Annotated in this window: 19 protein-coding genes; 10 read left to right on the top strand and 9 right to left on the bottom strand. The window is 68.1% G+C overall.

Annotation, left to right across the window (positions count from 1 at the left end; genetic code table 11):
• Positions 1-36: 36 nt before the first annotated feature.
• Complete coding sequence (locus AC1RRR_RS21970) at positions 37-1,827, bottom strand: methyl-accepting chemotaxis protein (RefSeq protein WP_492816070.1); 1,791 nt, start codon at positions 1,825-1,827, stop codon at positions 37-39.
• A gap of 394 nt (positions 1,828-2,221) precedes the next feature.
• Here AC1RRR_RS21970 and AC1RRR_RS21965 point away from each other — a divergent pair, with 394 nt between their 5' ends.
• Positions 2,222-2,356: a hypothetical protein gene (locus AC1RRR_RS21965; RefSeq protein ID WP_492816068.1), complete on the top strand. Its 135-nt coding sequence runs from the start codon at positions 2,222-2,224 to the stop codon at positions 2,354-2,356.
• Here AC1RRR_RS21965 and dut read toward each other — a convergent pair whose 3' ends face one another.
• Positions 2,357-2,827, bottom strand: a complete 471-nt coding sequence (gene dut, locus AC1RRR_RS21960; RefSeq protein WP_492816066.1) for a dUTP diphosphatase — start codon at positions 2,825-2,827, stop codon at positions 2,357-2,359.
• Between the two features lie 48 nt (positions 2,828-2,875).
• Entirely contained in the window at positions 2,876-4,093 is a 1,218-nt protein-coding gene (gene coaBC / locus AC1RRR_RS21955) for a bifunctional phosphopantothenoylcysteine decarboxylase/phosphopantothenate--cysteine ligase CoaBC (RefSeq protein WP_492816064.1), read from the bottom strand.
• A 120-nt stretch (positions 4,094-4,213) separates the two neighbouring features.
• On the opposite strand from coaBC, the gene AC1RRR_RS21950 reads away from it, so the two are divergent.
• Entirely contained in the window at positions 4,214-4,777 is a 564-nt protein-coding gene (locus AC1RRR_RS21950) for a hypothetical protein (protein ID WP_492816062.1), read from the top strand.
• Here AC1RRR_RS21950 and ubiB read toward each other — a convergent pair.
• Positions 4,774-6,291: a 2-polyprenylphenol 6-hydroxylase gene (gene ubiB, locus AC1RRR_RS21945; RefSeq protein WP_492816060.1), complete on the bottom strand. Its 1,518-nt coding sequence runs from the start codon at positions 6,289-6,291 to the stop codon at positions 4,774-4,776. The two genes, AC1RRR_RS21950 and ubiB, sit on opposite strands and share 4 nt — an antisense overlap.
• Positions 6,292-6,295: 4 nt before the next feature.
• Positions 6,296-7,054, bottom strand: a complete 759-nt coding sequence (locus AC1RRR_RS21940; RefSeq protein WP_492816058.1) for a class I SAM-dependent methyltransferase — start codon at positions 7,052-7,054, stop codon at positions 6,296-6,298.
• Positions 7,055-7,135: 81 nt separating this feature from the next.
• Between AC1RRR_RS21940 and mutM the strand changes: the two genes are divergently transcribed.
• Entirely contained in the window at positions 7,136-7,999 is an 864-nt protein-coding gene (mutM, locus tag AC1RRR_RS21935; protein WP_492816056.1) for a bifunctional DNA-formamidopyrimidine glycosylase/DNA-(apurinic or apyrimidinic site) lyase, read from the top strand.
• Here the strand turns inward: mutM and AC1RRR_RS21930 are convergent.
• Both AC1RRR_RS21930 and AC1RRR_RS21925 read right to left on the bottom strand, forming a co-directional pair.
• Positions 7,996-8,532 (bottom strand): hypothetical protein, encoded by a 537-nt coding sequence (locus AC1RRR_RS21930; protein WP_492816054.1) that lies wholly within the window; start codon positions 8,530-8,532, stop codon positions 7,996-7,998. The two genes, mutM and AC1RRR_RS21930, sit on opposite strands and share 4 nt — an antisense overlap.
• Entirely contained in the window at positions 8,529-9,698 is a 1,170-nt protein-coding gene (locus tag AC1RRR_RS21925; protein WP_492816052.1) for a hypothetical protein, read from the bottom strand. Before AC1RRR_RS21925 ends, AC1RRR_RS21930 begins: the two co-directional genes overlap by 4 nt.
• Positions 9,699-9,817: 119 nt before the next feature.
• On the opposite strand from AC1RRR_RS21925, the gene AC1RRR_RS21920 reads away from it, so the two are divergent.
• The 4 genes from AC1RRR_RS21920 to AC1RRR_RS21905 all read left to right on the top strand — a co-directional run bounded on the left by AC1RRR_RS21920 (position 9,818) and on the right by AC1RRR_RS21905 (position 14,207).
• Positions 9,818-10,606: an enoyl-CoA hydratase gene (locus AC1RRR_RS21920; RefSeq protein ID WP_492816050.1), complete on the top strand. Its 789-nt coding sequence runs from the start codon at positions 9,818-9,820 to the stop codon at positions 10,604-10,606.
• 146 nt (positions 10,607-10,752) lie between these two features.
• Positions 10,753-11,028, top strand: a complete 276-nt coding sequence (gene rpsT, locus AC1RRR_RS21915; protein WP_454718605.1) for a 30S ribosomal protein S20 — start codon at positions 10,753-10,755, stop codon at positions 11,026-11,028.
• A gap of 407 nt (positions 11,029-11,435) precedes the next feature.
• On the top strand, positions 11,436-12,908 hold the full coding sequence (dnaA, locus tag AC1RRR_RS21910) for a chromosomal replication initiator protein DnaA (RefSeq protein WP_492816048.1): 1,473 nt from the start codon (positions 11,436-11,438) through the stop codon (positions 12,906-12,908).
• Between the two features lie 117 nt (positions 12,909-13,025).
• Positions 13,026-14,207, top strand: a complete 1,182-nt coding sequence (locus AC1RRR_RS21905) for a tetratricopeptide repeat protein (RefSeq protein ID WP_492816046.1) — start codon at positions 13,026-13,028, stop codon at positions 14,205-14,207.
• On the opposite strand, the gene AC1RRR_RS21900 is transcribed toward AC1RRR_RS21905, so the two are convergent.
• Positions 14,204-14,821, bottom strand: a complete 618-nt coding sequence (locus tag AC1RRR_RS21900; protein ID WP_492816044.1) for an alpha-ketoglutarate-dependent dioxygenase AlkB — start codon at positions 14,819-14,821, stop codon at positions 14,204-14,206. The genes AC1RRR_RS21905 and AC1RRR_RS21900 overlap by 4 nt on opposite strands.
• A gap of 93 nt (positions 14,822-14,914) precedes the next feature.
• On the opposite strand from AC1RRR_RS21900, the gene AC1RRR_RS21895 reads away from it, so the two are divergent.
• The 3 genes from AC1RRR_RS21895 to dnaJ all read left to right on the top strand — a co-directional run bounded on the left by AC1RRR_RS21895 (position 14,915) and on the right by dnaJ (position 21,118).
• A complete protein-coding gene (locus tag AC1RRR_RS21895; protein WP_492816042.1) occupies positions 14,915-17,569 on the top strand; it encodes a M1 family metallopeptidase in 2,655 nt (884 codons plus the stop codon).
• A gap of 329 nt (positions 17,570-17,898) precedes the next feature.
• On the top strand, positions 17,899-19,800 hold the full coding sequence (dnaK, locus tag AC1RRR_RS21890; RefSeq protein WP_492816040.1) for a molecular chaperone DnaK: 1,902 nt from the start codon (positions 17,899-17,901) through the stop codon (positions 19,798-19,800).
• A 160-nt stretch (positions 19,801-19,960) separates the two neighbouring features.
• Positions 19,961-21,118 carry a molecular chaperone DnaJ gene (gene dnaJ / locus AC1RRR_RS21885; RefSeq protein ID WP_454713480.1) on the top strand — a complete coding sequence of 386 codons (1,158 nt, stop codon included), beginning with the start codon at positions 19,961-19,963 and terminating at the stop codon, positions 21,116-21,118.
• Here dnaJ and AC1RRR_RS21880 read toward each other — a convergent pair.
• Positions 21,115-21,591 (bottom strand): TonB family protein, encoded by a 477-nt coding sequence (locus AC1RRR_RS21880; RefSeq protein WP_492816038.1) that lies wholly within the window; start codon positions 21,589-21,591, stop codon positions 21,115-21,117. The genes dnaJ and AC1RRR_RS21880 overlap by 4 nt on opposite strands.
• Positions 21,592-21,596: the final 5 nt, after the last annotated feature.

Here is a 21,596-nt window from a genome sequence, read left to right as displayed (position 1 = left end):
TCCAATTTTCAATTAACGCCGGACGAGGATTTTCGATCAGGCGGCGCGGCGGGCTTTCGAGCTCTCGGCCAGGCGGAAGCGCTGCACCAGCCGGCCCAGTTCGCGGGCCTCGTTCGACAGCGCATGGCTGGCGGCCGTGCTCTGCTCGACCATGGCGGCGTTTTGCTGGGTGGCCTGATCCATCTGGTTCACGGCCGTATTGACCTGTTGCAGGCCGGTGGACTGCTCCTGGGCCGAAGCAGCGATCTCGGCGACGATGCGGTTGATGTCCTGCACGCCTGCGATGATCCGTCGCAGGGCCTCGCCGGTCTCGCCGACCAGGCCGACGCCTTCGTCGACCTGCTGGGTCGAGGCGCCGATCAGGGCCTTGATCTCCTTGGCGGCTTCGGCCGAGCGCTGGGCCAGGGCCCGCACTTCCTGGGCGACAACCGCGAAACCCTTGCCGCTCTCGCCGGCGCGAGCGGCTTCGACACCGGCGTTCAGGGCCAAGAGGTTGGTCTGGAAGGCGATCTCGTCGATCACGCCGACGATATTGCCGATCTTGGACGAGGATTCTTCGATCTGGGTCATGGCCGCGACCGCGCGGTCGACGACGTCGCCGCCGCGCTCGGCGTCCTTGCGGGCGCTGTCGACGGTGCGCTGGGCGCTGCCGGCGCCGTCGGCCGTCTTGCGAACCGTGGCGGTGATCTCATCGAGCGCCGCGGCGGTCTCTTCCAGGCTGGCGGCCTGCTGCTCGGTGCGGCGCGACAGGTCATCGGCGGCGTGGCTGATCTCGCCCGAGCCGGCCTGGATGCCGCCGACCGCGCCGTTGATCACGGTCATGGTCTGGGCCAGCTGGTCCATGGCGGCGTTGAAGTCGGCCTGCAGCTTGCGATAGGCGGGCGGGAAGGCCTCGTTCAGGCGGAAGGTCAGGTCGCCGCCGGCCAGGGCCTCCAGGCCTTCGCCGACGCGGCCGACCACGACCGACTGTTCCTTGGCGTTGGCGGCGCGTTCGGCCTCGCCGGCCTCGCGATGGCGCTCGGCTTCGGCGCGCTGTTCGACCGACAGGCCTTCCAGGCGGATCTTCTCGATGGCCGCTTCCTTGAAGGTCAGCACGGCTGAGGCCATGCCGCCGATCTCGTCCTTGCGGCCCACGGCGGGTACGTCGACGGTGTTGTCGCCGCCGGCCAGGCGGCGCATGGCGGCGGTCATGGCGGTGACCGGGACGGCGATGGCGTTCGACAGCAGCCAGCCCATCAGGATGGCCACGCCCACGGCGACAGCGCCGCCGATGGCCAGGGTGAAGAGGCCGGCGCGGAAGGCGCTGGCCTGCTCGGCGCGACGCTCGACCAGCTGCTGGTCTTCGATCTTGGTCATCGCCTCCAGCACCTTGCGGACATTGGTCAGGCGGCCGGTCGAGGCGATTTCCGAACGGGCCTGCTCGCGGGTGGCCAGGTTGTCGGCGTCGGCCAGCTGCTTGCCGGTCTCGGTCTCGAAGGTCTCGACGGCGGCGACCAGCGCGTCGGCGCGGGCCTTCTCGTCGGCGTCCTCGACCCCGGCGGCGATGCGCTTGAAGGCCGCCTCGTATTCTTCGTGATACTTGGCGCGCTTCTTCAGGAACGAGGCGTCCAGGCTGGCGACATAGCCGCGCACGGCGTTCTGCTCCTCGACCAGGGCCCCGGTCGTGTCGGCGATCGCGTCGATATAGGCGTAGCTGTGCTCGTTCAGCGCGGTGATCTTCTGGATCGAATTCAGGCTGGCGGCCACCAGGGCGCCGGCGATGACGACGCCGATCACCAGCGCGGCGAATGCAGCCAGAAGTTTGTGCGCAACTTTCAGATTAGACATGAGCAGTGTCCCCGGCCCGGTAGTTCGGCCAACAACTGCGCTTTCAGGGTTAACAAGCCCGTAAGGCTGTGAAGAAGACCAGTGTTCACTGGAATCTTACTGAAGGAAACCGGTTTCCAGCCCAGTAAAACTCAGGAATCCACGTGCCGGGCGGCGTTTTGACGCACCGCTCTATACCTGAGACTAGTCCTGCGTCGATACCTTCCGTGTTCGGACTATCTACGCTCTACTTTGAGGCGCAAAACCGCCTGCGGCGTCCGGTCGCAATTTCCGCTTGCGTCGGAATCACGACAGAGTAAAAGCCGCTCCCCAACGCAACCAACGTCCCGGGAGTGCGTATCTCCTCCAGCGCGAGTTCCCGCTGGCCCCCGCTCAAGGTCGCAGGAGTTACCCCATGAAGACGCAGACCCAGACGCCGCTCGACATGATCCGCCCGGTGCTGTGGATGGCCGCGGCCGCTTTCGCGGCCGGCTTCGGCGGCTACCTGATGATCGGTCTCAAGGCCGTCCACGCGGCCCCGACGTTCTAGCTACTTCGAGCCCGTCGAGCCGAAGCCGCCGGCGCCGCGATCCGTGGCGTCCAGATCCTCGACCTCGACCATCGGCCATTGCGGGGCCGCCGCGATCACGCCCTGGGCGATGCGATCGCCGCGACGGATCGTGAAGTCCTCTTCGCCCAGATTGATCAGCAGCACGCAGACCTGGCCGCGATAGTCGCTGTCGACCGTGCCCGGCGCATTGACCACCGTGACGCCGTTCTTGAAGGCCAGGCCCGAGCGCGGGCGCACCTGCATCTCATAGCCTTCCGGCACCGCCACCGAGAAACCGGTCGGGACCATGGCCCGCGCGCCCGGCTTGATCACCATCGCCGCGTCTTCCGGCACGTGGGCGCGCAGGTCGAAACCCGCCGCGCCGGCGCTGGCATAGGCCGGAACCGGCAGGTCGGCTTGGCCTTCCCAGCGCTTGAAGCGGATGGCGAGACCGGCGGGGATGGCGGACATAGGGGGCGCTCCTGAAAGACCGCCCGGCTGTAGCTGATTTGCCCGCGATCAGGCCAGGGCTTGAGCGATGCGCTGAGCGATCTGGCTGGCGACCTGGTCCTTGGCCGCGCGGTCCCAGCGCTCGGTTCCGTCCTGGGTGATCAGCAGCACGGCGTTCTCGCCCCCGCCCATCACGCCGGGTTGGGTGACGTCGTTGGCGATGATCCAGTCGCAGCCCTTGCGGGCCAGCTTGGCGCGGGCGTGCTCTTCGACATGGTCGGTCTCGGCCGCGAAGCCGACGACCAGCTTGGGTCGCTGTGGGCCGCTGGCAGACAGGGTCGCCAGGATGTCGGGGTTCTCGACGAAGGTCAGGGCCGGCGGGCCGCCCTTTTCCTTCTTCAACTTGGTCCCAAAGGCCTCGTCTACGCGCCAGTCGGCGACGGCGGCCACGAACACGCCGACGTCGGCGGGCAGGGCGGCCTTGCTGGCGGCCAGCATCTGGCGGGCGGTCTCGACGTCGACCCGCTTGACCCCGACCGGAGTGGGTTGGGCGACGGGGCCGGCGACCAGGGTCACCTCGGCGCCCAGCTTGGCCAGCGCCTCGGCGATCGCGAAGCCCTGCTTGCCGCTGGAGCGGTTGGTGATGCCGCGCACGGGGTCGATCGGCTCGAAGGTCGGACCGGCGGTGACCAGGGCGCGCTTACCGGCCAGCGGCCGGGCGGCGGGGCCTTCCAACTGCGCGACGATGGCCGCGAAGATCTCTTCCGGCTCGGCCAGGCGGCCATAGCCGAACTCGCCGCAGGCCATGGAGCCTTCCTCGGGACCGACGAAGCTGACGCCGTCGGCCTTTAGGGTGGCGATGTTGCGCTGGGTGGCCGGGTGCAGCCACATCCGCACGTTCATGGCCGGGGCCATCAGCACGGGCTTGTCGGTGGCCAGCAGGGTGGTGGAGGCGAGATCACCCGCCAGACCGTTGGCGGCCTTGGCGATCAGGTCGGCCGTCGCCGGCGCGACCACCACGAGGTCGGCCGAGCGCGAGAGCTCGATATGGCCCATCTCGTGCTCGTCGGTCAGCGAGAACAGCTCCTGATAGACCTTGTCCTCGGCCAGGGCCGCTAGGGACAGCGGCGTCACGAACTCGGCCCCGGCCTTGGTCAGGATCGGTCGCACGCCGATGCCGGCCTTGCGCAGCAGGCGGGTCAGCAGCAGTGCCTTGTAGGCCGCCACGCCGCCGCCGACGATCAGAAGAACCCGCTTACCGCTCAACGTCGCGCTCCGCTCTCGCATGCGTCTTGTCCCTGCACATGCCCACCCCGGGGCCAAAGCGCCAGAGTGAAAGAAGGGACTCGACTCGTGTTCCGCTTTCGTTCAATAAACGTAAAAGTAGATAAACGGGGCGATGCCATCATGAAGATTGTGCGAAACGTCTTGTCGGGCGCGGCGGCGCTCTTGTTGCTGGCGGGCCTCGCGGCTTGCGACAGCGGGGCCTCGGCGGTGAAGGCGCAGAAGGCCGGGGAGCGGGCGGTCGCCGATGTCGCGCCCCCGTTGACCGGCGGCGAAAGCAGCAGCGGCGGCCGGCGCGCCGATCCGCGCGACGCCCCGGTCAAGCTGGTCTCGGGCAAGCCCTACTGGGCCGCCAACCGTACGCGGTCGGCAGAAGAGAACGCCCAGCGCTCGTTCGAACGCAACGGCGCGACGTTCGAGGCCAAGACCGCCGACGACTATGTCGCCAAGGTCCACGCCTTTGTCAGCGATCCACCCAAGGGCTCGGAAACCCTGAAGCGCTCGAACGGCGACCTCTTGATCTACGACCCCAAGGGCAATGTCTTCGCGGTGGTCTCGCGCGAGGGCGCGCCGCGCACGATGTTCAAGCCGGACGAAGGCGCGGCCTATTGGGACGAGCAGAAGACCCGCGAGGCGCGCCGGGCCTCGGCGTTCAACCGACGCGAGCGGGAGCCGGCGGAAAGCTAGACTGGAGGCCGCGCCAGCAGAAGGCCGGTGACGAAAGCCGCGCCCGCCGTGGCCGCGCCGACCAGGAACCACAGCAGGGGCCAGGCGTGCTGGCGCTCAGGGACCACGGCGACGGGCGCCGGCGGGGCTTCGGCCAGGCGGGCCAGGGCCTTGATGGCGCGCAGGGCTTCCTCGGCGAAGTCGCGGGCCTTGGCGGCGGGCGACAGTTCGCGGCCGATCCAGCGGCGCACCACCGGGTCGGCGGCGGCCCACAGGTCGTGGGTCGGGTCGATGCGGCGGGCGACGCCCTCGACGGTGACCATGGTCTTCTGCAGGAGCACGAGCTCCGGCCGCAGGGCCATGTCGAACAGGGCGGTGATCTCGAACAGCTGCGCCAGAAGGCGGCCCATCGAGACGTCGCGGGCGTTGCGGCCGAAGACCGGTTCGCCGACGGCGCGCAGGGCCTGGGCGAAGGCGTCCATGTCCTGGTGGGCCGGAACGTAGCCGGCGTCGAAATGCACCTTGGCCACCCGAGCGTAGTCGCGGTTCAGGAAGCCGTACAGGATCTCGGCCAGGTACCGGCGCTCGCCGGGACCCAGGCGCCCGACGATGCCGTAGTCGACGGCGACCACCTCGGCCGGCGCGGCCACGAACAGGTTGCCCTCGTGCAGGTCGGCGTGGAACAGGCCGTGGTCCAGGGCTTGAGCCAGGAAACCTCGGGTGACGTTCTCGGCCAGGGCCTTGCGATCCAGGCCCGGCAGTTCGAGCGCGGCAGGGTCGGACAGCGCGACGCCCTCGGCCCAGGTCAGGGTCAGGACGCGTTTGCCCACGCCCTCCCAGCAGACCAGCGGGGCGCGCATATAGGGGTCGATGGCCATGGCCTCGCCCAGCTCGGCGCAGCCGGCGGCCTCGAAGCGCAGGTCCATCTCCAGGTCCAGCGCCCGGATCACGACCTCGACGAACTCGGTGGGGCGCAGGCGGCGCGAGGCCGGAGCCAGCTTTTCGGCCAGGCGGGCGGCCAGGCGCAGCACGGCGGTGTCCTGCGCGACCTGGCGCTCGACGCCGGGGCGCAGCACCTTCACGGCGACCTTGCGGCCATCGACCAGAGTGGCCGGATGGGCCTGGGCCAGCGAGGCGGCGGCGACCGGCTCGCCGATCTCGGCATAGATCTCGGCCAGCGGCTTGCCCAGGTTGCGGGCGATCTCGGCCTTGGCCACCGCCAGCGGGAAGGCTGGCAGCCGGTCCTTCAGGCGCGCCAGGTCGTCGGCGAAGGCGGTCCCGAAGATATCGGCGCGGGTCGACAGGAACTGGCCCATCTTGATCGCCGCTGGACCTTGATGCTCGAGCACATGCGCCAGGCGCTCGCCCGGCCGGCCGCGCCTGGACGCGCCGCCGGCGAACAGGCGCAGGACGCGTCCAGCCCACTTGGCCGAGGTCGGCAACAGCGGCTCGACCTCGCGCGGGATCAGGGCGTCGGCCCGGACCAGGGCCCAGCCCGCTCCGGTCAGGCGCCAGAAGGCGGAAAAGCTGGTCACCGTTCTAGAGCGCCCAGCCCTGGTGCAGGGCCGCGACGCCGCCGGTGAAGTTGGTGTAGGTCACCCGCTTGAAACCGGCATTCTCGATCATGCCGGCGAAGGTGCGCTGGTCGGGGAAGCGGCGGATGCTCTCGACCAGGTACTGATAGGCGTCGCGATCCTTGGCGACCCACTCGCCGACCTGCGGAATGACCTTGAAGCTGTAGGCGTCGTAAGCCTTGGCCAGCGCCTCGGTCACCGGCCGGGAGAATTCCAGGCACAGGAACCGGCCGCCGGGCTTCAGCACCCGGCGCGCCTCGCGCAGGGCCGCGTCGATGTCGGTGACGTTGCGGATGCCGAAGCTGATCACATAGGCGTTGGCGTAGTTGTCGGGCAGCGGCAGGCGCTGGGCGTCGCCGACGGTCCAGGTGATCTCGGGTTCGCCGCCGCGCTCGATGCCGGCCATGATCATCTCGGCGTTGTAGTCGACGATATTGATGGTCGCGTCCGGACCGCCTCGGCGCTCCTGGGCGTTGCGGGCCATCTTGGCGAAGCGGCGGGCCATGTCGCCGGTGCCGCCGGCGCAGTCGACGATGATCTCGCCCGGCTGCGGGTTGAGGCGCGCGGCCACGGCGTCCTTCCAGAGCCGGTGCACGCCGCCGCTCATCAGGTCGTTCATGATGTCGTAGTTCTTGGCGACGCGGTCGAAGACCCCGCGCACCAGGCCCGCCTTCAGCGAGGCGTCGACATCCGTGAAACCGAAGCTGGCGGAGGTGTTGCTCATGACGTCTTTGGGCCGAACTCTCTATATGACAGGACGCTCTTAGCCCGCGTCACGCGTCGCGTCATCCGCCGAAGGTTTGCCTTGCCCGAATTGCCCGAAGTCGAGACCGTCCGTCGAGGCCTGGAACCCGTTCTGTCCGGGGCGCGCCTGGCTCGAGTCCGCGCCAATCGGCCCGACCTGCGTTTCCCGCTGCCGGACGGTTTCGTCCAGCGGCTGACGGGGGCGAAGATCCTGCGGCTGGACCGCCGGGCCAAATATATCCTGGCCCCGCTGGATCGCGGCGACACCCTGGTGATGCATCTCGGCATGACCGGCCGGTTCGAGATCGCCGCGCCCGAAGGCAGCGTCAGGCCCGGCGACTTCGCCCGCGAGGTCACGCCCGACGACAAGCACGCTCACGTGGTCTTCGAGACCGAGGACGGCGCCACCGTCACCTATTACGACCCCCGCCGGTTCGGCTTCATGGACCTGATCCCCACCGACCGGGTCAGCCACCACCCGTGGTTCGCGACCATGGGTCCCGAGCCGCTGGGCGACGGCTTCGACGCCAAGACGCTGGAAAAGGCCTTCGCCAATCGCAAGCAGGGCCCCAAGACCCTGCTGCTGGATCAGAAGACCGTCGCGGGCCTCGGCAATATCTATGTGTGCGAGGCCCTGCACCGGTCGCACATCTCGCCGTTCAAGCCGTCGGGCGGCATCGCCAAGAAGCGCCTCGCGCCCCTGACCACGGCGATCAAGGAGGTCTTGGCCGAGGCTGTCGAGGTCGGCGGCTCGACCCTGAAGGACTTCGCCGCCGCCGACGGCGCCCTGGGCTACTTCCAGCACCGCTTCCGCGTCTACGACCGCGAGGATGAGCCGTGCCCGACCCCCGGCTGCAAGGGCGTCATCGCGCGCGAGGTCCAGGCCGGGCGGTCGACCTTCTTCTGCCCGGTGTGCCAGGTCTAGGGCGCGCGCAGGATCCGGGTCGAGGCGCGGACGATCCGGATCGGCTGGGCCGCGCCGTCCGCACCGGCCAGGTCGAAGTCCACCCGCAACTGGTAGCTCAGCACCCGTTGCGACCGGGGGACGACGAAGCGCACCGTCTCCTCGCCGCCGCCGGCCGGGCTCCAGGTTCCGACGGGCAGGGATCCGACCGGCGCATCGCCGGCCTTCACGTCCGCCGGCCGGGTTCGGGGCGCGGGCGAGGCCAGGACCAGGGTCAGCTCGACATCGCCCGCCGCGGTGGAGGTCGGCAGCAGCAGGGTCGGCCGCAGGATGGTCGACATCGCGCCCTGGTCGGGCGTGGGCGCGCTCCAGCCATAATAGAGAATGAGCGGTCCGACCGGATGGTCGAACAGCACGGTGACGGCGCGGATATCGCTGCGGACTGGCGTGGCCGCTTCGTAGGCCTGGTCGGCGCGGCTGCACATCTGGATCAACAGGATGATCGCGAGGCCCGCGAACGTCGCCAGGCCCAGGGCGCGAAGGACGCGGTTCATGCGGCGACCCTCAAGGCCAGGGTCCAGGTCACCATCAGGAAGCCGTTCAGCATGGCCAGGGCCGCGATGACGGCCGGCGCCAGCTTGGGCCGATCGGCCAGCAGCCTGGCCGCCACCAGCCACAGCGGCAGCACGACCAGGGCGTAGCGCGCGAACGAGTTGAGGCCGGCCGCCAGCGGAACCAAGGTCAGGAACAGGGCCAGGCTCAGCAGCCGCCAGCGGCGCATGGCGGCCAGCACGATCAGCAGGCCGATCGCCAGCCAGCTGGCCGCCAGGCTCAGCAGGTTGGCGTCGTGCACCGTCGACGGATGCAGCAGGCCGTTCACCAGGACCGAGAAGGGGTCGCCGAACGTGCGATGCCAGGCCTTTTGCACATGCATGAAGGCCAGGGCGTCGCCGGTGCGGGCCTTCAGATACAGCATGAAACCGAGCAGCGCCGCGACAGGGATCAAGCCGCCCAGGCCGATACGGGTCAGCTCCGCCGCGCGAGGGCGAGGGGCGGCCCGCAGCCGCTCCAACACCGTCCAGGCATAGGGCAAGAGCAGGCCGACGCCGAGATTGCGGGTCAGGACGGCCAGCGCCATGACCGCGCCGGCCGCCAGCCAGCGCCGGCTTCGGATCAGGACCAGTCCGCCGGTCACGCAGGCCAGGAACAGCGCCTCGGTATAGGCGGCCGAGAAGATGTAGCTGCCCGGCGCCGCGCACAGCAGCACGACGGAGAGATCGGCGGTCCTGGGGTCGAACTCGTCGCGCGCCAGGCGATGGATCAGGATCAGCGCCGCCAGGAACGCCAGGTTCGAGATGATCAGCATGGCCTGGAACGCGCTCAGGCCTGGCAGGTGGGCCAGCGCGCTGGCCAGGCCCGGATAGGCCGGAAAGAAGGCCCAGTTGGCCTGGCCATCCAGGCCCGGCGCGCGCTGATAGCCGTTCAGCGCCAGATCCATGTACCAGCCGCTGTCGGAAGCGCCCCACAGGTTCAGCGCCTGCTGGCCGCTGAGGCTCAGCACATTGCCGGCGGTGGTGAGCGGCCGGATATGGATCAGGGTCAGCAGGCCGATGACCAGCAGCGCCAGCCGGCTGGCCAGGAAGGCGTAGAGAATGACGGCATGGTCGCTCAGGGCGCGCCGGGCCAGGATCGTCAATTCGCGCGCTTGTTGTCCGGTCAACGGAAGCTCCGGCCAGGGTTGCGCCCCTTGTCGCCCGCTTCGCGCACGACGACAACGCGGGAGGGCTCCCCAAGCGCGCGCGCCTCTCTATAACTGCACCGTTCAAGCAGGAGACCGTGATGGCCGAGTACCAGACCCTGATCGTCGAGGCGCCGGAAAAGGCGCCAGGCGTGACCCTGATCCGTCTGAACCGGCCCGAGGCCCTGAACGCCCTCAACACCACCCTGCTGGCCGAGCTGGCCCAGGCCCTGGCGGCCGCCCAGGCCGATGACGCGGTGGGCTGCATCGTGCTGACCGGCTCGGCCAAGGCCTTCGCGGCCGGCGCCGACATCAAGGAGATGTCGGACAAGAGCTACGCCGACATGTTCAAGGCCGACTTCTTCACCGCCGGCGCGCGCGCGATCGAGCAGTGCCGCAAGCCGATCATCGCCGCCGTCGCCGGCTACGCCTTGGGCGGCGGCTGCGAGCTGGCGATGATGTGCGACTTCATCCTGGCCGCCGACACCGCCAAGTTCGGCCAGCCCGAGATCAATCTGGGCGTCGCGCCCGGCATCGGCGGCACCCAGCGCCTGACGCGCTTCGTCGGCAAGTCCAAGGCCATGGACATGATCCTGACCGGCCGGATGATGGGCGCGGAAGAAGCCGAGCGTTCGGGCCTGGCATCCCGGATCTTCCCCGCCGACACCCTGGTCGACGAGGTCCTGGCGGTCGCCGCCAAGATCGCCAGCCAGTCGCCGCTGGCCGTGGCCATGAACAAGGAACTGGTCGAGGCCGCTTATGAGACGACCCTGACGACCGGGGTCGCGCTGGAGCGGCGCCTGTTCCACTCGCTGTTCGCGTTCGAGGATCAGAAAGAAGGCATGGCGGCGTTCGTCGAGAAGCGTAAGCCGGCCTTCAAGGGTAAGTGATCCGGGAAGAAACGATTGCGTCACCGGCCTCGCAGGAATCTGGCCTGTGGACCGTTGACCCCGGCCAACGCTTCCCGTATATCCGCGCGCTCTATTTTCCCTGCTTCGCGGCCGCCCGCGGGCTGTCCGTTTGAAGGTCCTACCTTATGGCCAATAATCCCGGCGCTAAGAAAGCGATCCGCAAGATCGCCCGTCGCACCGAAGTCAACACCGCTCGTCGTTCGCGCGTGCGCACCTTCCTGCGCAAGTTCGAAGACGCCATCGCCAAGGGCGACGTCACCGTCGCCAAGGCCGCTTTCGTGGAAGCTCAATCGGAGCTGATGCGCGCGGTGTCGAAGGGCGTCGTTCACCCGAACACGGGTTCGCGCAAGGTGTCGCGTCTGGCGGCTCGCCTGAAGAAGCTGGATAAGGCCGCCGCCTAAGTCCAGAATTTGGACGAACGCTGTTCGTTCAATGATTACAAGTATTTACAAAAGCCGGTCAGGTCCGCCTGACCGGCTTTTGCTTTGAATCCAACGCTCTATTTTTGGCGTTGCAATCTGTGATCTGAGGGACTGGCTTCACTATTCCCTTGCCACGCGAGGGGCTCTCGCGAGTCAACAGAAATATCCGGACTCGGACGCAAGTTTTCCGTTTGACCGGCCCCCTCCGCTGGCTAGTTTAAGCGTCTCAGCGCTTCTCCAGTCTTGGAAAAAACAAGGCGGCGGCGGACCTCCTGCGTTCGCCGGGTAAGAACCTGTGTGCGCTGAGTAACCGGCTGTACGCCATGGGGGGCGAGCGGCTGAAGTGGGTTTGCGGCGGTTGTTTTTGTGCGAAGGCGGTGGATGTAATGACGATGAAGGGCGGGGTGGCCAGCCAGGACTTTTCGGCGGCGATCGCGACGGCTGTAGAGCCGGCTGCGACCGTGTGGTCGAAAGTGACCGTGGCTCTAAAACGCGAGCTGGGCGACGCGGCCTTCGGGTCATGGATCGCACCGGCGATGCTGCGTGAGGCCGCGACCGGTGACGTCGTGCTGGTCACGCCGACGGGCATTGCGCGGGACTGGATCCGTCGCAGCGCCTGGCGTCGCATCGGCGAGCTGTGGGCCGCCAATGATGCGACCGGTCGTCGCATCGACCTGAAGTCGCGCCTGGAATTCGAGGCCTCGGCGGGCGCCTATGTCGAGGCCGCCCCGAAGGCCGCCGCGGCTGAACCCATCGAGATCGTCCTGCCCGTGTCGACCGACGCGCCGGCGGTGGTCGCACCCAGCGCCAAGTCGCCCCGCACCCAGGGCCTGCAAGAGCGTTTCACCTTCGAGACCTTCGTCCCGGGTCCGGCCAACGAGTTCGCCCACGCCGTGGCGCGCCGCATCGCCAACTGGGCCGACGGCCACTTCAATCCCGTGCTGTTCCACGGCCCCTACGGCTTCGGCAAGACCCACCTGCTGAACGCCCTGGCCTGGGAAGCCATGCGCAACGCGCCCGAAAAGCGCGTCGTGTACCTGACCGCCGAGCGTTTCCTGTCGACCTTCGTGCGCGCCCTGATGGATCGCCAGACGGCGGCCTTCAAGGAAGAGTTGCGCGCGGCCGACCTGCTGATCATCGACGATGTGCATTTCATCGCCGGCAAGCAGTCGACCCAGGAAGAGCTGTTCCACACCCTGACCGCCCTGGTCGGCGAAGGCGGCCGCGTCGTGTTCTCGGCCGACCGTCCGCCGTCGGCCATGACCGAGATGGACCCGCACCTGCGCTCGCACCTGTCGGCGGGCTTGGTCTGCGGCCTTGAGCCGGCCGACCGCAACTTGCGCATGGGCATCCTGGAGCGCAAGATCCAGACCCTGGCCGCCGCGCACGGCTTCGACCCGACCATGCGTCCGGACGTGCTGCAGTTCCTGGCCGACCGCTTCACCGACAGCGTCCGCGAGCTGGAAGGCGCGCTGAACACCCTGTCGGCCCGCGCCGGCGAAGGCCTGTCGCGCATGACCCTGGACGAGGTGCAGGCCATCCTGCGCCCGCACCTGCGGTCGGGCGAGAAGCGCATCACCATCGACGACATCCAGAAGGCGACGTCCGAGCACTACGGCATGAAGCAGGCCGACCTGCTCAGCGAGCGCCGCAACCGCGCCGTGGCCCGTCCGCGCCAGGCCGCCATGTGGCTGGCCAAGCAGCTGACCACCCGTTCGCTGCCGGACATCGGCCGTCGTTTCGGTGGCCGCGACCACACCACCGTCCTGCACGCCGTGCGCCGCATCGAGGCGCTGCGCGCCGAGGACAGCGCCCTGAACCACGACCTGGAAGTCATCACCCGCAAACTGCGCGGCTGATCCGGGGCAAGCCGGGACACCGGTTTCCAAGACACGAGAAGGCCGCTCCGAAAGGGGCGGCCTTTTTCGTTATGGGCGGCTGGCTTTAGGATCGGGCGGTTCGCGTCAGGAGGGATCGTGTTCGAGTTTGTCGCCAAGGGTCTGCGGACCACGATCCTGACGGTCTACATGCTGGGGGCGTCGGCGGCGATCGCCCAGACCGCGCCGGCCAATCTGGACGCGGTCTCCAGCACGGCCTCGCGTTATTCCGTCCTGTCCGACGCGCTCTGGACCATGGGCTCGGACGCCGTGCCCGAGCGGCTCGACACCGCCCAGGCCGCCTTCGCCGCCAACCCCCGCAGCGCCGAGGCCAATCTGCGGCTGGGCCTGGCGATGCGGCTGGAGCATCCCGAAGCCGTGGCCCTGATCCAGCGCTTCTATGAAGAGGCCCTGCGCCTCGATCCCAAGTCGCCGCGCGCCTATGCCGTGATGGGCGAGTTCCTCAGCGACCAGGGCGACGCCGACGGCGTGGCGCGCAACTACCAGGCCTGGTTGGCCTTCGCGCCGAACGATCCCCGAGCGCACCTGTCCTACGCCCTGGCGCTGGGGCGGCTGGGCCAGATCCCGGAAGCCCATGCGGAGCTCGACAAGTCCCTGGCCCTGGGGCCGACCGCGGCGGCCTATCAGCTGAAGGCGGTGCTGGCCGAGGGCGGTCCGCCCGAGGAGGTTCTGGCCGCGCTGGAGGCGGCGCTGAAGGTCGGCGGCGGTGAGGATCGGATCTATTATTACCGCGCCCGGATGCGCTGGGCGTGGGGCGAGACGGACCTGGCCCTGGCCGATGTCGCCAAGGGGCTGGCGTACGCGCCGACCAGCTTCCGCTTTCGCCAGCTGCGCGGCGAGATCAACGCCGACGCGGGACGCTACGACGTGGCGATCGCCGAGTACGACGCTCTGATCGCTCAGCAGCCCGGCTGGCCCGACCTGCTCAACGACCGCTGCTGGGCGCGGGCGAGGGCGGGGGTGGAACTGCCAAAGGCGTTGGCCGACTGCGACAGCGCCCTGGGCCTGGATCCGGGCCGGGCCGAAGCGCTGGACAGCCGGGGGTTGGTGAAGCTGCGGTTAGGCGACTTGCCCGGCGCGCTCGCCGACTACGACGAAGTTTTGAAGACCGATCTTCCGGTGCCGACCGCTCTCTATGGTCGCGGCATCGCCAAGCGCCGAAATGGCGACAAGGCTGGCAGCGACGCCGACCTCGCCAAGGCCCGGGAGCTCGATCCCGGGCTCGACCAGCAGTTCGCCCGGTTCGGCGTGACCCCCTAGGCCGGCCGAGCCCGCCGCAGGGTCAGGTTGATCCGGCCGCCGCCGGGGACCAGGCTCGACGACCCGGCCAGGATCCGGTCCACCCCGTGGAAAGCCAGGCGCGCTGGACCGGACAGCCGACACACATCCCCGGAGCTCAGTTTCAGGCTCCGCGTCGGATCTTTGCGCGTGGTCCCGCCGATGCGGAACACCGCCGTGTCGCCCAGCGAGATCGACAGCACCGGAAAACGCGGATCGGCCTCGTCGCGGTCCTGGTGCAGGCCCATGCGGGCGCCGTCGCGATAGAGGTTGATCAGGCACGAGTCTGGCGGCGTGTCGGGGTCGCCCAACTGCTCCCAGAGGTCGAGCAGGGCAGGGGGCATGGCCGGCCAGGGCTGGTCCGTGTCCGGATGCCGTTCGGCGTAGCGGTATCCGCCAGTGTCGCTGGTCCAGCCCAGCGGCCCGAACGCCGTCATCGCTACGCTCATCGGCTTACCATAGGCCGTGCCGTAGTTCGCGAACGGAGCAGTTTCCGCCGCCGCCAAGACGGCGTCGACCAGCGCACGCTGGGCCGTGGCGTCCAGAAGGCCGGGCCAGAGGTCGAAACCCGGAATGACGGTCAGGGGCTGAAACATTACTGAAACTTAACGCGCGCCATAGGGGCGAAGGGTGTTGGTTTGCCCTGCCGGCTGAGGGGGCCGGATAATTTTTCCATACTAGGACCGAACATGCGTCGTCTTATGTCCTCAGCGGCCATGGCCGTGATTTTGTTGGCCGCTGGCAGCGCTTCCGCCGCTACCCCGGCCGCCAACCAGGCCGCCGGCACGAAGGGCGCGACTTTCGCGACCGTGACCACCCAGCTGCCGCGCAACGTCCGGCCGTCGCACTATGATCTGGCCTTTACGCCCGACGCCGACAAGCTGACCTTCACGGCTCAAGTGAAGATCGCCATCGAAGTCGTCGAGCCCACCAACACCATCACCCTGCAAGCCGCCGACCTGACGTTCGCCAAGGCGCAGATCGCCGGGATCGGCGCCGCCAAGATCAAGGTCGACGAAGAGGCCCAGACCGCCGCCTTCACGTTCGCCAAGACCCTGCCGAAGGGCAAGTACGTCCTGTCGATCGACTACGCCGGCAAGATCTACAAGCAGGCCGCCGGCCTGTTCGCCCTCGACTACGAGACCGACGCCGGCAAGAAGCGGGCGCTCTACACTCAGTTCGAGAACAGCGACGCCCGCCGCTTCATCCCGTCGTGGGACGAGCCGTTCTACAAAGCCACCTACGCCGTCGAGGCGACGATCCCGACCGGCCAGATGGCCCTGGGCAACATGCCGATCGCGTCCTCGAAGGACATCGGCGGCGGCAAGAGCGTCGTGAAGTTCGCGACCTCGCCCAAGATGTCGACCTACCTGCTGTTCTTCGGCCTGGGCGAGTTCGACCGCGCCTCGGTCAAGGCCGCCGGCGTCGATGTCGGGGTGGTGACCAAGAAGGGCGACACCCCCAAGGCCGACTTCGCGCTGAAGTCGGCCGCCGACATCCTGCCCTGGTACAACGACTATTTCGGCACGCCCTATCCGCTGCCGGTGCTGGACAACATCGCCGCGCCGGGCCGCAGCCAGTTCTTCAGCGCCATGGAGAACTGGGGGGCGATCTTCTACTTCGAATACGCCATGAACCTGGACCCGAAGATCTCGACGGAGTCCGACAAGCAGAACGTCTTCACCACGGTCGCCCACGAGATGGCCCACCAGTGGTTCGGCGACCTGGTCACCATGGCCTGGTGGGACGACCTGTGGCTGAACGAAGGCTTCGCCTCGTGGATGGAGGGCCGGGCCACCGAACACTTCCACCCCGAATGGAACGCGGCCGTCGGCGCGGTGAACGGCCGTGAATACGCCATGGGCCTGGACGCCCTGCAGACCACCCACCCGGTGGTGCAGCACGTCGAGACCGTCGAGCAGGCCAGCCAAGCCTTCGACGCCATCACCTATCAGAAGGGCGAGGCCGTCATCCGCATGCTGGAAAGCTATGTGGGCCACGACGCCTGGCGCGACGGCGTGCGCGCCTACATGAAGCAGCACAACCACGGCAACACGGTCAGCGACGACCTGTGGCAGGCCGTCGAGGTCGCGGCCAAGAAGCCGATCAAGGCCATCGCCCACGACTTCACCCTGCAGCCGGGCGTGCCGCTGATCACGGTCAGCAACACGACCTGCGCGGCGGGCAAGACCACGCTCACCCTGACCCAGGGCGAGTTCAGCAAGGACATCCCCGGCAAGAAGCCCCTGACCTGGCGCGTGCCGGTCACGGTCCAGGCGATCGGCGGCGGAACGGCAAAGACCCTGGTCACCGGCGGCCAGGGCACGGTCACCGTCGATGGCTGCGGCCCGGTGGTCGTCAATGCCGGCCAGGCTGGCTACTTCCGCACCCTCTACGGTTCGGAGCGCTTCACCGGCATCGTGCAGACCTTCGCCAAGCTGCCGGCGATCGACCAGCTGGGCGTGATGAGCGACGCCTGGTCGATGGGCCTGGCCGGCTATCAGCCCGCCACCGACTTCCTGGACCTGGCCAAGGTGACGCCGGTCGACGCCGATCCGCAGGTGCTGTCCAAGGTGGCCAAGACGCTCACGGCCATCGACGGCTATTACGAAGGCGCCCCCGCCGAGCGCGCCGCGTTCCGCAAGGTCGCCATCGGCCAGCTGCGGCCGCTGATGGCCAAGGTGGGCTGGACCGCCAAGACCGGCGAGCCGGACAATATCGCCATTCTCCGTGCTGACCTGATCGGGGCCTTGGGCGGCCTGGGCGACGCCGACGTGGTGGCCGAGGCGACCCGTCGCTTCAACGCCGACAAGACCGACCCGTCGGCTATCCCCGGCCCGCTGCGCAAGACCATCCTGGGCGTCGTGGCCGCTCACGCCGACCAGGCGACCTGGGACGCCATCCGCGCCCAGGGCCAGGCCGAAAAGACCCCGCTGGTCCGCGCCCAGCTCTACAGCCTGCTGGCCGCGGCCGAGGACGAGGGCCTGGCCAGGAAGGCGCTGGAACTGGCCTTGACCCCCGAGCCGGGCGAGACCCTGTCGTCGACCATGATCTCCAAGGTCGCCGCCAGCCATCCGGACATGACCTTCGACTGGGCGATCGCCAACAAGGACGCGGTCAACGACAAGGTCGACTCCACCTCGCGCACCCGGTTCATCCCGGGCCTGGGCGCGGCCTCGTCGAACCCGGCCACGGCCGAGAAGATCAAGGCCTGGACCGCCGCCAACCTGGCCGAAGGATCGCGCAAGGAAGGCGACAAGGCCGCCGCCGCCGTGATGAACCGCGCCCAGATCCGCCAGCAACGCCTGCCGGCGATCACCGCCTGGGTCGCCAAGGCCGGCTAATTCTCGAATAACTTAGAACTTTCAATGGTCGCGCTTCGAAAGGGGTGCGGCCATTTTTCTTGGTCGCGGTACCAGATTCCCCCTCGTTACGAGGGGTTATGGGCTTGCGCCCGGGCCCCTATCCCCCATATCCGGCTTCGAAGCGGGGTTGACGGGCTCGTCAACTTCGCACAACGCATTTTGCCCGCTCGACTTTCGTCGGCGGAACAGGATGTGGAACGTAAACCGTAGAGCGTACGAACCACGGGGACGGAACGAGAAAAACCGGGGCGCTTCCGAGAAGGCCCTTGTCACCGCCGTCCGCCTAGAAGGAGCGAACAGGTACCAATATGAGCAAGATTATCGGCATCGACCTTGGCACCACGAACTCGTGCGTGGCCATCATGGACGGTAAGAACCCGAAGGTGATCGAGAACGCCGAAGGCGCTCGCACGACACCGTCGGTCGTCGCCTTCATGGAAGATGGCGAACGCCTGGTGGGCCAGCCGGCCAAGCGCCAGGCCGTGACCAACCCGACCAACACGCTGTTCGCGATCAAGCGCCTGATCGGCCGCTCCGCCAGCGATCCGGTCGTGGAAAAAGACAAGGGCATGGTGCCCTATGACATCGTCAAGGGTCCGACCGGCGACGCCTGGGTCAAGGCCCACGGCAAGGACTACAGCCCGCAGGAAGTGTCGGCCTTCATCCTGCAGAAGATGAAGGAAGCCGCCGAAGCCCACCTGGGCGAGCCGGTGACCAAGGCGGTCATCACGGTTCCGGCCTACTTCAACGACGCCCAGCGTCAGGCGACCAAGGACGCCGGCAAGATCGCCGGCCTGGAAGTCCTGCGGATCATCAACGAGCCGACCGCCGCGGCCCTGGCCTACGGCCTGGACAAGGACAACAACAAGAAGATCGCCGTCTACGACCTGGGCGGCGGCACCTTCGACGTGTCGATCCTGGAAATCGGCGACGGCGTCTTCGAAGTGAAGTCGACCAACGGCGACACCTTCCTGGGCGGCGAGGACTTCGACCTTCGGATCGTCGACTACCTGGCCGACGAGTTCAAGAAGGAGCAGGGCGTCGACCTGCGCAAGGACAAGCTGGCCCTCCAGCGCCTGCGTGAAGAGGCTGAAAAGGCCAAGAAGGAACTGAGCTCGGTCGCCCAGTACGAAGTGAACCTGCCGTTCATCAGCATGAACGCCTCGGGTCCGCTTCACCTGAACATCAAGCTGTCGCGCGCCAAGCTGGAAGCCCTGGTGGACGACCTGATCTCGCGCACCATCGGTCCGTGCGAACAGGCCCTGAAGGACGCCGGCCTGAAGAAGAGCGACATCGACGAAGTGATCCTGGTCGGCGGCATGAGCCGTATGCCCAAGGTCCAGCAGGCGGTGCAGGACTTCTTCGGTCGCGAACCGCACAAGGGCGTGAACCCCGATGAAGTCGTGGCGCTGGGCGCGGCCGTCCAGGCCGGCGTGCTGCAAGGCGACGTCAAGGACGTGCTGCTGCTGGACGTGACCCCGCTGACCCTGGGCATCGAGACCCTGGGCGGTGTGTTCACCCCGCTGATCGAACGCAACACCACCATCCCGACCAAGCGCTCGCAGACCTTCTCGACCGCCGACGACAACCAGTCGGCCGTGACGATCCGCGTGTTCCAGGGCGAACGCCCGATGGCCGTGGACAACAAGATCCTGGGTCAGTTCGACCTGGTCGGCATCCCGCCGGCGCCGCGCGGCGTGCCGCAGATCGAGGTCACCTTCGACATCGACGCCAACGGCATCGTGCAGGTCCACGCCAAGGACAAGGCGACCAACAAGGAGCACTCGATCCGCATCCAGGCCAATGGCGGCCTCTCGGACAGCGACATCGAGCGCATGGTCAAGGAAGCCGAGGCCAACAAGGCCGCGGACGAGACCAAGAAGAAGCTGGTCGAGGCCAAGAACCAGGGCGAGGCGATCCTGCACTCGACCGAGAAGGCTCTGGCCGAGCACGGCGACAAGGTCGGCGCGGCTGAAAAGGGCGCGATCGAGACCGGGATCACCGAGCTGAAGACCGCCCTGGAAGGCGAGGACGTCGAGGCCATCCAGGCCAAGACCCAAGCCCTGATCCAGGCGTCGATGAAGCTGGGCGAGGCCATGTACGCTTCGCAGCAAGGCTCGGAAGACGGCGCTGACGGCGCCGAAGCCGCGGACGATGGCGTCGTCGACGCCGAGTTCGAAGAAGTCGACGACAACAAGCCGGCGAACTAATCGCCATGCGCGCGCCGCGGAACATGCTCGATAGGTCTGTTCCGCGGCCGCGACGTCTTGTCTCGCCGCCCGAGGACGCCTTGCGCCGGGCCGCGTGCTATCCCACCTCTTTCCCTATCAACGCCACTCTCGTGGGCCTTTTGGGCGCCAGACGCTGACGATGCGCGATTATTACGAAATCCTCGGCGTGACCCGGACCATCGATGATGCTGGTCTGAAGTCCGCGTTCCGCAAACTGGCGATGGAGCACCATCCCGACCGCAACGGCGGCTGCGAGAACGCCACCGGCCGGTTCAAGGAAATCAACGAGGCCTACAGCGTCCTCTCCGATCCGCAGAAGCGCGCGGCCTATGACCGCTTCGGCCATGCCGGCGTGAACGGCGGCCAAGGCGGCGGCGGCTTCAACGGCCAGCAGGGCTTCGACGCCAGCGACATCTTCAACGACGTGTTCGGTGACGTCTTCGGCGAGATGTTCGGCGGCGGTCGTCGCCAGTCGAACGGTCCCCAGCGCGGCCAGGACCTGCGCTACGACCTGGAGATCTCCCTCGAGCAGGCCTATGCCGGCGCCGAGGTCGAGATCAAGGTGCCCGCCGCCATGACCTGCGAGGTCTGCGAGGGCTCGGGCGCCAAGCCCGGCACCAACCCCACCGTCTGCGGCACCTGCGGCGGCGCCGGCCGGGTCCGCGCCACGCAAGGCTTCTTCGCGGTCGAGCGTGGCTGCCCGCGTTGCGGCGGCTCGGGCCGCATGATCCTGGATCCCTGCACCAACTGCCATGGCCATGGCCAAGTGCGCCGCGAGCGCATCCTGTCGGTCCGCATCCCGGCCGGCGTCGACGACGGCGCCCGCATCCGCCTGGCGGGTGAGGGCGACGCGGGCGCGCGCGGCGGTCCGCGCGGCGACCTCTACATCTTCCTGTCGGTGACCCCGCACGAGCTGTTCGAGCGCGATGGCCTGGACCTGCTCTGCACCGTGCCGGTGCCGATGACCACGGCCGCCCTGGGTGGCGAGATCGAGGCCCCCTGCCTGCTGGGCGGCGAGACCTGCGATGGCCAGTGCAAGATCAACGTCTCGGTGCCGGAAGGCGCCCAGACCGGCAAGACCGTCCGCCTCAAGGGCAAGGGCATGCCGTCCCTGCGCAGCCGCCAGCGCGGCGACCTGGTGGTCGAGCTGTTCGTCGAAACCCCGACCCACCTGTCCGCCCGTCAGAAGGAACTGATGCGCGAACTGGCCGGCCTGTGCGGCGAGAAGCAGAATCCCAAGTCGGCCAACTTCGTCGGCAAGGCCAAGCGCTTCTGGGAAGAAGTGACGGGGAACTAGGCCTTCGTCTTCTTGGCCGCCCGATTGTGATAGCGGCCAAGACCCCAGATCATCGCGATCAGCAGCAAGGCCGAAACGCCGGCCACGCCCAGGCCGGCTCCCATCAGGATCTGGGCGGCGTCGGGTTCGCCTGGCGCTCGTTCCGGGATCTCGAAGATCAGCGGCACGGTCACCTCGCCTGCCGGCGTATTGGGATCGTCGGGCGGGATCATCCGGAACTTGGGGGCCAGTTTCAGAGCCGCCTCGCCGAAATGCTCGCCGGGCGGGCTCTCCTCGACGACCTTGCAGTGCTCAAGCAGCCCGCCGGTCGACACCTGGCAACTGATCGTCGCCTTGCCCCGGATCTCGTGTCGCGCGGCGTGCTCGGGGTAGAAGTCCGCCATATCCTCGACGGTCGGCTTCTCGAGCCAGTCGGGGCGATAGCGTCCCATGACGGCGGGGCGCGGCGGCGGTGACTGGGCGGGTGTGCTCATGCCGC

The sequence above is a fragment of the Caulobacter sp. GW821-FHT12D05 genome, from assembly GCF_058807295.1.
The sequence above is the reverse complement of the archived record's forward strand: the minus strand, read 5'-3'. Positions and strand labels throughout refer to the sequence as shown.